Annotated in this window: 12 protein-coding genes and 1 riboswitch; of the genes, 8 read left to right on the top strand and 4 right to left on the bottom strand. The window is 74.3% G+C overall.

The annotated features are described in order from the left end of the window. The first annotated feature begins 300 nt into the window (after window positions 1-300). The 4 genes from ACI78Z_RS06895 (at window position 301) to ACI78Z_RS06910 (ending at window position 3,787) form a co-directional block, all read left to right on the top strand. Window positions 301-528 carry a helix-turn-helix domain-containing protein gene (locus ACI78Z_RS06895; RefSeq protein ID WP_012948197.1) on the top strand — a complete coding sequence of 76 codons (228 nt, stop codon included), beginning with the start codon at window positions 301-303 and terminating at the stop codon, window positions 526-528. 23 nt (window positions 529-551) lie between these two features. After that, window positions 552-1,301: an enoyl-CoA hydratase/isomerase family protein gene (locus ACI78Z_RS06900; RefSeq protein ID WP_457035789.1), complete on the top strand. Its 750-nt coding sequence runs from the start codon at window positions 552-554 to the stop codon at window positions 1,299-1,301. A 79-nt stretch (window positions 1,302-1,380) separates the two neighbouring features. Then, entirely contained in the window at window positions 1,381-3,279 is a 1,899-nt protein-coding gene (locus ACI78Z_RS06905) for an ABC transporter ATP-binding protein (protein ID WP_457035790.1), read from the top strand. 43 nt (window positions 3,280-3,322) lie between these two features. Further along, window positions 3,323-3,787, top strand: a complete 465-nt coding sequence (locus ACI78Z_RS06910) for an SgcJ/EcaC family oxidoreductase (RefSeq protein WP_457035791.1) — start codon at window positions 3,323-3,325, stop codon at window positions 3,785-3,787. 161 nt (window positions 3,788-3,948) lie between these two features. Here ACI78Z_RS06910 and ACI78Z_RS06915 read toward each other — a convergent pair whose 3' ends face one another. The 4 genes from ACI78Z_RS06915 to ACI78Z_RS06930 all read right to left on the bottom strand — a co-directional run bounded on the left by ACI78Z_RS06915 (window position 3,949) and on the right by ACI78Z_RS06930 (window position 8,859). After that, window positions 3,949-4,263 (bottom strand): DMT family transporter, encoded by a 315-nt coding sequence (locus ACI78Z_RS06915; protein WP_457035792.1) that lies wholly within the window; start codon window positions 4,261-4,263, stop codon window positions 3,949-3,951. A gap of 11 nt (window positions 4,264-4,274) precedes the next feature. Next, window positions 4,275-4,340: riboswitch (guanidine-III (ykkC-III) riboswitch) on the bottom strand. 27 nt (window positions 4,341-4,367) lie between these two features. Continuing rightward, a complete protein-coding gene (locus ACI78Z_RS06920) occupies window positions 4,368-5,084 on the bottom strand; it encodes a sirohydrochlorin chelatase (RefSeq protein ID WP_457035793.1) in 717 nt (238 codons plus the stop codon). A 153-nt stretch (window positions 5,085-5,237) separates the two neighbouring features. Then, complete coding sequence (locus tag ACI78Z_RS06925; RefSeq protein ID WP_457035794.1) at window positions 5,238-5,999, bottom strand: SDR family oxidoreductase; 762 nt, start codon at window positions 5,997-5,999, stop codon at window positions 5,238-5,240. Window positions 6,000-6,009: 10 nt separating this feature from the next. Further along, window positions 6,010-8,859, bottom strand: a complete 2,850-nt coding sequence (locus tag ACI78Z_RS06930; protein WP_457035795.1) for an aconitate hydratase — start codon at window positions 8,857-8,859, stop codon at window positions 6,010-6,012. Between the two features lie 245 nt (window positions 8,860-9,104). Here ACI78Z_RS06930 and ACI78Z_RS06935 point away from each other — a divergent pair, with 245 nt between their 5' ends. The 4 genes from ACI78Z_RS06935 (at window position 9,105) to ACI78Z_RS06950 (ending at window position 13,819) form a co-directional block, all read left to right on the top strand. Further along, complete coding sequence (locus ACI78Z_RS06935) at window positions 9,105-9,839, top strand: SIR2 family NAD-dependent protein deacylase (protein ID WP_457035796.1); 735 nt, start codon at window positions 9,105-9,107, stop codon at window positions 9,837-9,839. After that, window positions 9,836-10,609: a hypothetical protein gene (locus tag ACI78Z_RS06940; RefSeq protein WP_457035797.1), complete on the top strand. Its 774-nt coding sequence runs from the start codon at window positions 9,836-9,838 to the stop codon at window positions 10,607-10,609. Before ACI78Z_RS06935 ends, ACI78Z_RS06940 begins: the two co-directional genes overlap by 4 nt. 97 nt (window positions 10,610-10,706) lie before the next feature. Further along, window positions 10,707-12,242: an AMP-binding protein gene (locus ACI78Z_RS06945; protein ID WP_457035798.1), complete on the top strand. Its 1,536-nt coding sequence runs from the start codon at window positions 10,707-10,709 to the stop codon at window positions 12,240-12,242. Window positions 12,243-12,529: 287 nt separating this feature from the next. Next, a complete protein-coding gene (locus ACI78Z_RS06950; RefSeq protein ID WP_457035799.1) occupies window positions 12,530-13,819 on the top strand; it encodes a C40 family peptidase in 1,290 nt (429 codons plus the stop codon). The last annotated feature ends 319 nt before the right edge of the window (window positions 13,820-14,138 follow it).

Consider the following 14,138-nt stretch of genomic DNA (forward strand, 5'->3'; position numbering starts at 1 on the left):
TCCCCGACCTGCGTGGAGCCCTGCCCGGCGCTCGATCGTGGGAGCCCCCGGCCCCCACTCCTCGCGCCGCCTCGCAGGGCGGCTCACGGTCAGCACCGCGGTCAGCTGCCGTCCCCTATCTGCGTCGAGCCCCGTCCTCGCTCGAGGTGGGTGGGGAAAGTCAAGCCTCGCGTGGCCGGTATCGCCCGTCCGGGTGATCATGAGCAGGTGGGACGCCGAGGTCAGCGGGGCCCGGCGCCGACGGGACGAGCAGCCTCGGCGGGCCACGGGTCCGCAGCCGGTTGCTGACGGAGGGGAGTCATGGCCGACTCGAGCACCGCGGATCTCGGCAAGGGCAAGCGCATCACCGGAGGCGACCGCACGTCGCTGGCCGACGAGTTGCGCAAGCGCTACGACGGCGGCGAGAGCATCCGGTCGCTGGCGTCGTCGACCAACCGGTCGTACGGCTTCGTGCACCGGCTCCTGTCGGAGTCCGGCGCGAGCCTGCGCAGCCGCGGGGGAGCCAATCGGAACAGCAAGAAGAGTTGAGCGGTCCCGACCGTGACGGGTGGGTGAGGACGGCCCGCGACGGCGCCGTCCTCACCGTCACCCTCGACCGGCCCGACCGGCTCAACGCACAGACCCCGGCCACGTGGGCGGCCCTCGCCGCCGTCGGCCGCTCGCTGGACGCCGACGTCCGGGTGGTCGTCGTGCGCGGAGCGGGGCGGTCCTTCTCCGCGGGCCTGGACCGCAGCCTGTTCAGCGCCGACCCCGGCACCGCCGGCGGCCTGGGGGAACTCGGCCGGCTGCCCGCCGAGGAGACCCAGGAGCGCATCCGCGGCTACCAGGCCGGCTTCCGCTGGCTGCGCTCGCCGGGGATCGTCTCCATCGCCGCGGTCCAGGGGCACGCCATCGGCGCCGGCGCGCAGCTGGCGCTCGCCTGCGACCTGCGGGTGCTCACCGAGGACGCCGACCTGCGGCTGCCCGAGGCGACGCTGGGGCTGGTGCCCGACCTCACCGGCACGAGCACGCTGGTCGAGCTGGTGGGGTACTCGCGGGCGATGGAGCTGTGCCTGACCGGGCGCGCGGTGAGCGCGGCCGAGGCCCAGGCGATCGGCCTGGCCAACTCCGTCGTCCCCGCGGCCGGGCTCGACGACGCGGTGGCCGCCCTGGTCGCCGCGATCACGGCGGCCCCGGTGGGGGCGACGCGGGAGACCGCGGCACTGGTCCGCTCCGCCGTCCGCAACGACCCGGCGGCCCAGGACGCCGCGGAGCGGGCGGCGCAGACCCGCCGGCTGGCGGAGCTGGTCGGCGGGCGCTGAACCGTCGGAGGGTCCTGGCAGGCTGCACCCGGAACAGCCCGCCCGGCAGGGGTGTTGGCCGGTCGGGAGAGGGGGTGGCATGGACGTGAGTGGTCCCATGACCTCCATGGCGGCGATGCGGTCCTTCCGCCGCGACCCGTCGGTCGTTGCGCGCGAGCTGCCCAAAGGCACCGTCCGGCGCATCCTCGGCATCGCCCGGCCCTACCGGCGCGAGCTGACCTGGTTCGTGCTGCTGGTGATCGGCTCGTCGGTCATCGGCGTGCTGACCCCGCTGCTCGCCGGGCAGATCGTCAACCGGATCGCGAGCCTGGAGGGGACGGCGGGCGACGTCGTCCGCATCGCGCTGGTCATCGCCGGCCTGGCGGTCGTCGACGCCGGCATCTCCCTGGCCACCCGGTGGTACTCGGCGCGCATCGGCGAGGGCGTCATCTACGACCTGCGCAGCCGGGTGTTCGAGCACGTGCAGCGGATGCCGGTCGCCTTCTTCACCCGCACCCAGACCGGCGCGCTGGTCAGCCGGCTCAACAACGACGTCATCGGCGCCCAGCAGGCCTTCACCTCGACGCTGTCCGGGGTGCTGTCGAACGTGATCGGCCTGGTGCTCACCGCCGGCGTCATGTTCTCGCTGTCCTGGCAGATCACCGCGCTGTCGCTGGTCCTCGTGCCGGTGTTCGTGCTGCCCGCCCGCCGGATCGGCCGGAGGCTGCAGGAGATCACCCGGGAGTCCTACGGGCTCAACGCCTCGATGAACGCGACGATGACCGAGCGGTTCAACGTCGCCGGGGCCCTGCTGGTCAAGCTCTTCGGCCGCCCCGAGACCGAGGCCGAGGGCTTCCGCGGCCGGGCGGCGCGGGTCCGCGACATCGGCGTCCTGTCGGCCATGTACGGGCGCACCTTCTTCACCGCGCTCACCCTCGTGGCGGCGCTGGCCACCGCGCTGGTCTACGGCCTCGGCGGCTGGCTGGCCTTCACCGGGTCGCTCAGCCCCGGCGACGTCGTGGCGCTGGCGCTGCTGCTGTCCCGGCTGTACGGCCCGCTGACCGCGCTGTCCAACGTCCGGGTCGACGTGATGAGCGCGATGGTCAGCTTCGACCGGGTCTTCGAGGTGCTCGACCTGCGGCCGATGATCCGCGAGGAGCCCGACGCCGTCCCGGTGCCGGACGACGACCGGTCGATCGCCTTCGAGCACGTGTCCTTCAGCTACCCGTCGGCCGCGGACGTCTCGCTACCGTCACTGGAAGACGTGTCCCTGCCCGAGCACGGCGGGCCGACGGCGGTGCTGCACGACGTCTCCTTCCGCGTCGAGCCGGGCCACCTGGTCGCGCTGGTCGGCCACTCCGGTGCGGGGAAGACGACGATCGCCAACCTGGTACCGCGGCTGTACGACGCGACCAGCGGCACCGTCCGCGTCGGCGGGGTCGACGTCCGGCACGCCACGCTCGCCTCCCTGCGCGACGCGATCGGCGTCGTCAGCCAGGACGCGCACCTGTTCCACGACACGATCCGCGCCAACCTGCTCTACGCGCGGCCGGAGGCCACCGACGACGAGTTGTGGGCCGCGCTGGGGGGCGCCCGCATCGCCGGGCTGATCCGGTCGCTGCCCGACGGCCTGGACACCGTCGTCGGCGACCGCGGCTACCGGCTCTCCGGCGGCGAGAAGCAGCGGCTGGCGATCGCCCGGGTGCTGCTCAAGGCGCCGGGCATCGTGATCCTCGACGAGGCGACCGCGCACCTGGACAGCGAGTCGGAGGTGGCGGTCCAGCACGCGCTGGACACCGCCCTGACCGGCCGGACGTCGCTGGTGATCGCGCACCGGCTGTCCACCATCCGCAGCGCCGACCAGATCCTCGTGATCGACGACGGTCGCATCGTGGAGTCGGGCACACACGAGGAGTTGCTGGCGCTCGGCGGCCGGTACGCCGACCTGTACCGCACGCAGTTCGCGGTCGGCGAGGGGCGAACGGTCGGCGCGGCGTGACCACTACCGTCACTCCTGTCCCAGCAACGCAGGAGGAGCCAGCGTGACGTCCGCGCACCCGAACGACAGCCAGATCCGTGCGCTCTACGCCCAGTTCCTCGACGGGTGGAACCGGCGCAGCGGCGCCGCGGTCGCAGCCGCCTTCGCCGACGACGGGGACATCGTCGGGTACGACGGCACCCACCACCACGGGCGTCTGGCCATCGCCGCCGACTTCCGGCAGATCTTCGCGGGCCACCAGACGGCCACCTACGTCGCGGTCATCCGCTCCGTGCGGCCCGTGGCACCGGGCGTGGCCGTGCTCCTGGCCCACGCCGGGATGATCCCGCCCGGGGAGAACGACGTCCATCCGCGCTACCACACGGTCCACACGGTGGTCGCGGTCGACGAGGGCGCCGGCCGCTGGCGCATCTCGCTGCTCCAGGCCACCCCGGCGGCGTGGCACCAGCACCCGGAGGCCCGTGAGGCGCTCACCCAGGAACTGCGCGGACTGCTCGCTCCGCAGTGAGCCGGGTACAGCGGCTGTAACGAGTGCGCCGCCCCGCTCTGAGCTGGGCGGGAGCCGACCTCCGGCACGGTCCCGCCACGAGCCTGGTGAGGTTCTGGAACGGCCACCCTTCGGGGGCCCGCGCCGAGCGTGCGAGGCGTGGGGAGAAGGGTGGTCCGTCTTCAGTGCAGGACCTTGAGCCCCACGACGCAGCCGACGATCCCGGCGAGCAGCAGCAGCCGCACCGCGGACACCGGCTCCTCGCCGCTCACCATGGCGATCACGACGGTGAGCACCGCGCCGATGCCCACCCAGACCGCGTACGCCGTCCCGACGGGCAGCTCGCGCATGGCGTAGGCCAGCCCCACCATGCTGAGGACGAGGGTGACGCCGAACACCACCGACGGGGCGAGGCGGCTGAACCCCTCGGAGCGGCCGAGCGCGGTGGCCCAGACGGCCTCCAGCACACCGGACAGGACGAGGACGAGCCAGGACACGACAGCCTCCGCAGGCGCCGTCTTGTCGCTGTCCGGGTACGGCACCGCTCGTCCGGGGGCCGGGAGGCGGCCCGACCCCATGGTCCCACAGGTGGTGCGGGGTCTCAGGCGGACCAGGTGGAGACCGCGGCGTCGTAGCGGTCCAGCAGGACCGCGGCGATGCGGTCGTCGGGCAGCAGGGGAGCGGTGACCGCGTCCGCGCCGGCTCCGCCGAGCTTGTCGTGGAAGTGACCTGGCGCCAGCAGGTAGGCGGCGAGCACCACCCGCCGCGCGCCGGCGGCCCGGGCGGCGGCGACCGCCTCGGCCACCGGCGGCCGGGCGGCCGAGCCGTAGCCGGTGGTCACCGGGCCGCTCCAGCCCTCCCGCAGGACGGCTGCGGTCGCGTCGACGTCGGCGACCGAGCGCGGGTCGCTCGAGCCCGCCGCGGCGAGCACCACGGCGGTGGCCGGATCGCCGGGGTCGGCGCCGGCGGCGAGCAGCCGGTCGTGCAGGACGGCGACCAGCCGGGGGTCGGGGCCCAGGGGGCGGGCGGCGCGGGCCGCGGCGTGCTCGCGCACGGCCCGGGCGATGTCGACGTGCACGTGGTAGCCGCCCGACAGCAGCAGCGGGACGACGACCGAGGGGCGCCCGTCGTCGGCCAGGCCCGCCACGACGTCGGCCACCGTGGGCGGCTGCACGTCGACGAACGCGGCGGTGGTGACCAGCCCCGGCCGGAGGGTGCGGGCAGCGAGGGCGAGCTCGGCGATCAGCCGGCGTCCGGTGGGGTTGCGGGTGCCGTGCGCGCAGGCCACCAGCACGGGGTCGGGGGTCACGTCGTCCATGGGTTCCCCTCCGCGGCCGCTCCGCTCCTCGCTCGCTGGCGCTCGCTGCGGTCCTCACGCCCACGTCGGCTCACGTCGTCCATGGGTTCCCCTCCGCGGCCGCTCCGCTCCTCGCTCGCTGGCGCTCGCTGCGGTCCTCACGCCCACGTCGGCTCACGGCGTCCTCAGCCGGCCGCCGTCGACCGCGACGGTGGTGCCGGTGACGTAGGAGGCGGCAGGGGAGAGCAGGAAGGCGGTCACCCGGCCGAACTCCGCCGGGTCGCCGACGCGTCCCAGCGGGATGTCGGCCTCCGCGCGGGCGCGGGCCCGCGCCGGGTCGCCGGAGCCGGCCTCGCGCTCGACGACCAGCTCGGTGGCGAAGGTGCCCGGCAGCAGCCCGACCACCCGGATCCCGCGGGGGGCCAGCTCGTCGGCCAGTTGCTTGGCGGTCATCGCCAGGCCCGGGCGCAGGCCGTTGGAGACCGCCAGCCCGGCCAGCGGCTGCCGTGCGGAGGTGGAGAGCACGAACCCGATCACGGCCCCCTCGCCCAGGTGCGGCACGAGCGCCCGCACCAGCCGCAGCGGGCCGAGCAGCACGCTCTCCACGCCGTCCCGCCAGGCCTGCTCGGGGGTGTCGAGCACGCCGCCGGGCTCCGGGCCACCGACGCTCACGAGCAGGCCGTCGACCCGGCCCAGGCGCTCCTGCGCGGCCGCGACCAGCCGCTCCGCGGTGCCGGCGTCGGTCAGGTCGGCGGCCAGGCCGTGCGCCGCGGGCGCCCCGCCCAGCGAGGCGACGGCGGCGTCGACGGCGCGGGAGCACCGGGAGCTGACCAGCACCCGGGCCCCGTCAGCGACGAGGGCCCGGGCGGTCGCGAGACCCAGCCCCCGGCTCGCGCCGGTGAGCAGGTATCCGCGGCCGCCCAGGCCCAGGTCCATGCGGTGTGCGTCAGCCGCGCAGCGAGCGCAGCACGTACTGCATGATCCCGCCGTTGCGGTAGTAGTGCGCCTCACCCGGGGTGTCGATCCGGACGGTGGCGTCGAACTCGACGTCGCCCGCCTGCACCTTCACCGTGCGCGGCGTCTCGCCGTCGTTGAGCGCGGTGATCCCGGTGATCGTGAACTCCTCGTCGCCGGTCAGGCCGAGCGACTCGCGGTTCTGGCCGGCAGGGAACTGCAGCGGCAGCACGCCCATGCCGATGAGGTTCGAGCGGTGGATGCGCTCGTAGCTCTCGGCGATGACCGCCTTGACGCCGAGCAGCGCCGTCCCCTTGGCCGCCCAGTCGCGCGAGGACCCGGAGCCGTACTCCTTGCCGGCCAGCACGACGAGCGGGATGCCCTGCTCCTGGTAGGCGACCGACGCGTCGTAGATCGTCGTCGTCTCGCCGGTGAGGTGGTTCTTGGTGACCCCGCCCTCCGTGCCGGGCACCAGCAGGTTGCGCAGCCGGATGTTGGCGAAGGTGCCGCGGATCATCACCTCGTGGTTCCCGCGCCGGGAGCCGTAGGAGTTGAAGTCGCGCCGCTCCACGCCGTGCTCGCGCAGGTACGCGCCCGCGGGGCTGTCGGCCTTGATCGAGCCGGCCGGCGAGATGTGGTCGGTGGTCACCGAGTCGCCGAGGACGGCGAGGGTGCGGGCACCGGCGATGTCCTGCACGGGGGCCGGCTCGGCCGGCATGCCCTCGAAGTACGGGGGCTTGCGGACGTAGGTGCTCTCCGGGTCCCAGGCAAAGGTGTCCCCGGTCGGCGTGGGCAGGTTCTGCCACTGCTCGGTGCCGGCGAAGACGTCCTCGTAGCTGCGGCCGAACTGCTCCGCGGAGACGGCCTCGTCGATGACCCGCTGGACCTCCTGCGGCGAGGGCCAGATGTCGCGCAGGTAGACGTCCTGCCCGTCCTTGCCCTTGCCCAGCGGCTCGGTGGTGATGTCGACGTCCATCGAGCCGGCCAGCGCGTAGGCGATCACCAGCGGCGGGCTGGCCAGGTAGTTCATCTTGACGTCGGGGTTGATCCGGCCCTCGAAGTTGCGGTTGCCCGACAGCACCGAGACGACGGCGAGGTCGGCCTCGTTCACCGCGGCCGACACCGGCTCCGGCAGCGGGCCGGAGTTGCCGATGCAGGTGGTGCAGCCGTAGCCGACCAGGAAGAAGCCCAGCTTCTCCAGGTACGGGGTGAGGTTGGCCTTCTCGTAGTAGTCCGTGACGACCTTCGAACCCGGCGCGAGCGTCGTCTTGACCCAGGGCTTGCTCTCCAGCCCCGCCTCGACGGCCTTCTTGGCCAGCAGCGCGGCGCCGATCATCACCTGCGGGTTGGACGTGTTGGTGCACGAGGTGATCGCGGCGATCACCACGTGCCCGTGGTCGACGAAGGTCTCCGTGCCGTCCTCGAGCACCACCTTGGCCGGCTTGGTCTGCCGGTCGGGCAGCTGCTCGCCGGGCAGGTACGGGTGGGGCCGGCCGTCCTCCCCGGTGTCGTGCGCGAAGGGGCTCACCGGGTCCGAGGCCGGGAAGGACTCGGCGGAGGCCTCGTCGGCCGCGGACACGACGCCGTAGGGCCGCTCGTTGGACGGCACCCCGGGCTTGCGGTCCTCGCCGCCGGTCTCGTCGTCCCTCACGTAGTCGCCCAGCGCGGCGCGGAAGGAGGCCTTGGCGTCGGACAGCGAGACGCGGTCCTGCGGCCGCTTCGGGCCGGCGATCGACGGGACGACGGTGGCGAGGTCCAGCTCCAGGTACTCGGAGAAGGCCGGCTCGCGGGACGGGTCGTGCCAGAGGCCCTGCTCCTTGGCGTAGGCCTCGACCAGCGCGACCTGCTCGGCGCTGCGGCCGGTGAGGCGCAGGTAGCCGATCGTCTCCTCGTCGATGGGGAACATCGCCGCGGTCGAGCCGAACTCCGGGCTCATGTTGCCGATCGTGGCGCGGTTGGCCAGCGGTACCGCCGAGACGCCCTCGCCGTAGAACTCGACGAACTTCCCGACGACACCGTGCTGGCGCAGCATCTCGGTGATGGTGAGGACGAGGTCGGTCGCGGTGGAGCCGTCGGGCAGCTGGCCGGTCAGCTTGAAGCCGACCACGCGCGGGATGAGCATCGAGACCGGCTGGCCGAGCATCGCGGCCTCGGCCTCGATGCCGCCGACGCCCCAGCCCAGCACGCCCAGGCCGTTGACCATGGTGGTGTGCGAGTCGGTGCCCACGCAGGTGTCGGGGTAGGCGACGACGCGGTCGCCCTCCTGGCGCGGGAAGACCACGCGGGCCAGGTGCTCGATGTTGACCTGGTGCACGATGCCCATGCCCGGCGGGACGACCTTGAAGTCGTTGAACGCGCCCTGGCCCCAGCGCAGGAACTGGTAGCGCTCGCCGTTGCGCTCGTACTCGATCTCGACGTTGCGCTGGAACGAGTCCCGGGTGCCGAAGACGTCGGCGATGACCGAGTGGTCGATGACCAGCTCGGCGGGCGCCAGCGGGTTGATCTTGTTCGGGTCGCCGCCGATCTCGGCCATGGCCTCGCGCATGGTGGCCAGGTCGACGATGCAGGGCACGCCGGTGAAGTCCTGCATGACCACGCGGGCCGGGGTGAACTGGATCTCCTGGTCGGGCTCCGCATTCGGGTCCCAGTTCGCCAGCGCGCGGATGTGGTCGGCGGTGATGTCCGCGCCGTCCTCGGTGCGCAGCAGGTTCTCGAGGAGGACCTTGAGGCTGAAGGGCAACTTCGCGGAGCCCTCCACCGCGTCGAGTCGGTAGATGTCGTAGTCGGTGCCGTCGACGCTCAGCGTCGCCCGCGCTCCGAAGCTGTCCTTGCTGGCTGCCACTTCTCTGCGCCTACCCCTCAGCTGGTCCGTCGCGCTGCTTGCCACCCTGCATCATCCCAGGAGCCCGCACCTCTGCAGAGGTGAGGCGACCCTTGCCTCGCCTCCGGGGTCTCGGCGGGCACCCGATGATCAGGTCAGCTGGTCGTGCTGCGCCCTGGCTCACCGTCGACGCTGAGCCAGGACGCGCGACAGTGAGCTGAGCTGATCACCGGGGAACGGCCTCGCCTGCTCCTACCGTGGACGGCGTGACCCTCCCCGGCTGGCTGACCGGTGCGCGGCGGATCACCGTCCTCACCGGCGCGGGCATCTCCACCGACAGCGGCATCCCCGACTACCGCGGCCCGAACGGCGTGTGGACCCGCGACCCGGACGCCGAGAAGCTCGTGACGCTGTCCTACTACGTGGCCGACCCGGACATCCGCCGCCGGGCCTGGCTGATGCGCCGCGACACCGCGCCCGACGCCCGCCCCAACGCCGGTCACCGAGCGCTGGTCGACCTCGAGCGCCGGGGCCGGCTGCGCGCGCTGCTCACCCAGAACGTCGACGGGCTGCACCAGGCGGCCGGGTCGTCGCCGGAGCTGGTGGTCGAGCTGCACGGCACGGTGCGCGAGGTCGAGTGCCTGGCCTGCTCCGACCGGACGACGATGGCCGAGGCGCTGGCCCGGGTCGCCGCCGGGGAGCCGGACCCGGCCTGCCGCGTCTGCGGCGGCATCCTCAAGTCCGCGACGGTGAGCTTCGGCCAGGCGCTGGACCCGGCCGTGGTCGAGGCCGCGGCGGAGGCGGCGACCGACTGCGACGTCTTCCTCGCCGTCGGCACCTCGCTGACCGTGCACCCGGCGGCGGGCCTGACCGACCTGGCCGCGCAGTCCGGCGCCCGGGTCGTCGTCGTCAACGCCGAGCCGACCCCCTACGACGCCCTGGCCGACCTCGTGGTCCGCGAGCCGATCGGGACGTCGCTGCCCCGGCTGCTGGCGCCGTGACGCGCGACGAGCTGTCCGCCCGGTACCGGCACCTGGTGGACGACGAGCTGCCGCGGCGGGCGCGGGAGGGCCGTTGGGTGGGGACTCCCGACCACTGCTCCGGGCGGATCCTGCTCGACCACGCCGTCGGTGGCCGCTGGTACGACGTCCTGGACCGGCGCCGCTCGCCGGCGTCCGCGCAGCTGGACGAGGACCGGTCGGCCGCCGCCGTCGCGCTGGCCGAGCCGTCGGAGGACCTCCCTGCCCCCCCACCGCGGCCCCCTCCTGGGCACCGCCGCGAGCGTGCGAGCGGTGGGGAGGAGGGGGTCCTCCCGCCTGCAGGGAGGCCGGCCGGGCCGGCGGGCGCGGTGACCCTGCTGGCCGTCCACCTGGCGCTGACCGCGGCCTACGCCGGATTCCAGTGGACGGTGCGCGCGCTGGTCTACCCGCAGTTCGCCCTGGTCCCGCCGGCGGCCTTCCCGGCCTACGAGCGGCGCCACCAGCAGCGGATCACCCGGGTGGTCGGCCCGCTGTTCGCCGGCCAGGGCGGCACCACCCTGTGGCTGCTCGCCGACCGGCCCGACGGGACGCCGCTGACCGCCGTCCTCCTCGGCGCCGCGTGCCTGGCCGTCGTCCTGGCGGCCACCGTGCTGGGCGCCGTCCCGCTGCACCGCCAGCTGGGCGAGGCGTGGGAGGGAGCGGCCCACGGGCGGCTGCTGCGGGTCGACACCGTCCGTGCGGTCGTGGCCACGGCAGGGACGGCCGCGGCGCTCTGGGCGCTGCTCGGCTGATCCGGGGGACACCGGACCGGATCGGCGGCTAGCGTGACGGCCACCACGTCGAGCGGCGGTCGACCGGCTGGTCGGCCCGAGGACCCGGGAGCTCCCCATGCGCGTGCCCTTGACCACCCGAGACTTCCTCGACCGCGCCGAGCTGGTCTACGGCGACCGCATCGGCATCGTGGACGAGCCCAACCAGCCCGCACCGTCGACGGGCGCGGTCTCCTACCGGGAGCTGGCCCGGCGCGGCCGCGCGTTGCAGGCCGGGCTCGACGCCCTCGGCGTGGGGGAGGGCGAGCGGATCGCCGTCGTCAGCCACAACGCCGGCCGGCTGCTCGAGTGCCTGCTCGCCCTGCCGTCGTCCGGGCGGGTCGTCGTCCCGGTGAACTTCCGGCTGCAGCCGGACGAGGTGAGCTACATCGTCGGCCACAGCGGCGCGCGGGTGCTGTTCGTCGACCCGGAGCTGGAGGCCTCGCTCAAGCGCGTCGAGGCCGAGTACCGGTTCTCCACCGGCGAGGAGTACGAGCAGCTGCTGCGCTACGACACCGAGCCGGTGCCGTGGTCCGCGCCCGACGAGGACGCCACCGCCACGATCAACTACACCAGCGGGACGACGGCGCGGCCCAAGGGCGTGCAGATGACCCACCGCAACGAGTGGGTCAACGCGGTCACCTTCGCCATGCACATGCAGCTGTCCGACCGCGACGTCTACATGCACACGCTGCCGATGTTCCACTGCAACGGCTGGGGCCTGCCCTACAGCGCGGCCGGCGTCGGCGCCCGCCAGGTGGTGCTGCGCAAGGTCGACGGCGCGGAGATCCTGCGGCGGGTGGAGCAGCACGGGGTCACCGTCATGGCCGGGGCGCCGGCGGTGTGGAACGCCGTCCTGGACGCCGCGGCCGAGTGGGACGGCGAGGTCCCCGGCCGTGACCGGGTGCGGATCATCGTCGCCGGTGCCCCGCCCCCGTCGAAGACGATCGCGCGGGTCGAGGAGGAGCTGGGCTGGGAGTTCAACCAGATCTACGGCCTCACCGAGACCGCGCCGCTGCTGACGATCAACCGGCCGCGCGCCGAGTACGACGACCTCGACCCGCAGGAGCGGGCCCGGCTGCTGTCCCGCGCCGGCGTGCCATCGCTGGGCACCCGGCTGCGGATCAGCGACTCCGGCGAGGTGCTGGCGCAGAGCAACACCGTGCTGGCCGGCTACTGGCAGAACCCCGACGCCTCGGCCGAGGCGCTGGAGGGCGGCTGGTTCCACACCGGGGACGGCGGCAGCATCGACGACGGCGGCTACCTCACCATCTCCGACCGCAAGAAGGACGTGATCATCACCGGCGGCGAGAACGTCTCGTCGATCGAGGTGGAGGACGTCGTCTTCAGCCACCCGGCGGTCGCCGAGGTCGCGGTCATCGGCGTCCCCGACGAGAAGTGGGGCGAGATGGTCACCGCCCTGGTGGTGGTCGCCGAGGGCCAGCAGGTCACCGCCGACGAGATCGTCGCCCACTGCCGGGGCCGGATCGCCGGGTACAAGATCCCCAAGCGGGTGGAGTTCCGCGACGAGCTGGCCCGCACCGCCACCGGCAAGATCCAGAAGTTCAAGCTGCGCGAGGCCTTCTGGTCCGACTCCGACCGCCAGGTGCACTAGCACCCCGTCCTGCAGCGTCGGCCACCACCGGCGGCGCACACCGCCGAGGCCGCCCGGGTCCCTGACCTGCTCGGGGCCGCCTCCGGACCCCCACATCCGGCGTCTGCCTCCCCCCATGTGGGGAGTGCCCGCTCAACCGTCCCTCTGATCTTGTCGTTCCGGCACCGGAGTGCGCCTCCGGGCGCCGGTCGGCGAGGTCGTGAGAGAGGTCGGGGGACGTGGGCAGGACGGACGTGCGGGGGAGCCATCCGAGGCGCTCCGGGTGGCTGGTGCGCGGAGCCGGGACGGTGCTCACCGCCCTGGTCCTGGCCGGACTGGTCCCCGGGACGGCGCTGGCCGCCCCCGGCGAGGCCGAGGTGGCCGCGGCGCAGGCCGAGCGCGACGCCGCGGCCGCCCGCGTCGGCGAGATCGGCGCGCAGCTGACGCGGGCCCAGGAGCGGGTGGACGCCGCGCGTCGGGGCGCGCAGATCGCGCTGCAGGAGTACGAGGTCCGCCGGGCCGCCCAGGAGGAGGCGCAGGCCGTCGCCGACGCCGCCGCCGCGGCCGCGGAGCGGGCCCTCGCGGAGCTGGCCCGCGGCCGCGACCAGGTGGTCGCCTTCGCGCGGTCCAGCTACATGCAGGGCACCACGTCCCCGGGCACGGCCGCCCTGATCAGCGCCGACGGCCCCGCCCAGCTGGTGGAACGGGCGGCGCTGCTCGACGCCGCGGGCAGCCACCGGGTCGACGTCGTCACCGAGCTGACCGCCCTCGAGCAGCAGGCCGCCGCCGCCGACGACGCCGCGCAGGTCGCGGTGCAGGCGGCCGGCGAGGCCGAGGACGCGGCCGCCGACGCGCTGGCCAGCGCCCAGGAGCAGGAGGTCTCCGCGCGCGCCCAGGCCGCCGAGCTCGCCGACCGGCGGGAGGTGCTGGAGGCCGAGCTGGCCGAGGCCCAGGAGGTCCTCTACGGCGCCCAGGGTGCCGCGGCCGCGGCGGCCGCAGCGGAGGCAGCCACCGCGGCGGCGCAGGCCCGCCCGCCCGCGCCCAGCGCGCCGTCCGCGTCCTCGTCGAGCAGCTCGTCGGCGTCCACCGGCTCGTCGTCCCCGCGGTCCTCGTCCTCGTCGCCGTCCTCCTCCCGCGGCGGGTCGCCGACCGGGACCGACACCACGGCCGGCGCGCCCACGGGATCGGCGGTGGAGGTCGCGATCGCGGCGGCGAAGAGCCAGCGCGGGCTGCCCTACAGCTGGGGCGGCGGCAACGGCAACGGCCCGACCTACGGCATCCCGCCGGACACCGGGATCTACGGGTTCGACTGCTCGGGGCTCACCGAGTACGCCTACGCGCAGGCCGGGATCCGGATCGGCGGCACCAGCCGCGAGCAGTACTGGCGCTTCCGCGACCGGACGGTGGCCGCCGAGGACCTGCAGGCCGGCGACCTGGTGTTCTGGGGCGAGACGTCGGACTACACGTCGATCTACCACGTGGCGCTCTACATCGGCGGCGGTCAGGTGGTCCAGGCGCCGCAGAGCGGGGACGTCGTGCGGATCTCGTCGATGTGGTTCGGCAGCGACTACTACGGCGCGGTGCGCCCGACGGCCTAGGGGAGGTCCCCCTGCCCCCACCACCCGCAGGCACGCGGGACCCTGCAGGGGGCCGGCCGGGTCGAGAGATGGGGCGTCGGGCAGCCACGGGGGGAGCTGCCCGACGCAGCAACGAGGCTAGCAGTCGGCGGGAGCTGCAGGCGGACGTCTGCGCGCGGTGCGCGGTCGGCCCGTGTCGGCCACTCTCGGTGTCCGGTCGGCTCGCCCGCGTGCACGCCCAGCTGACGGCCAGGAACGTGTAGGACACTGGCGGGGACGGGCACGCCGCCCGTCGCCGACCTCGCGGTGTCCCCGGGACCCGAGGCCGTGGACCGGCACG

Source organism: Geodermatophilus sp. SYSU D01176 (genome assembly GCF_054050015.1).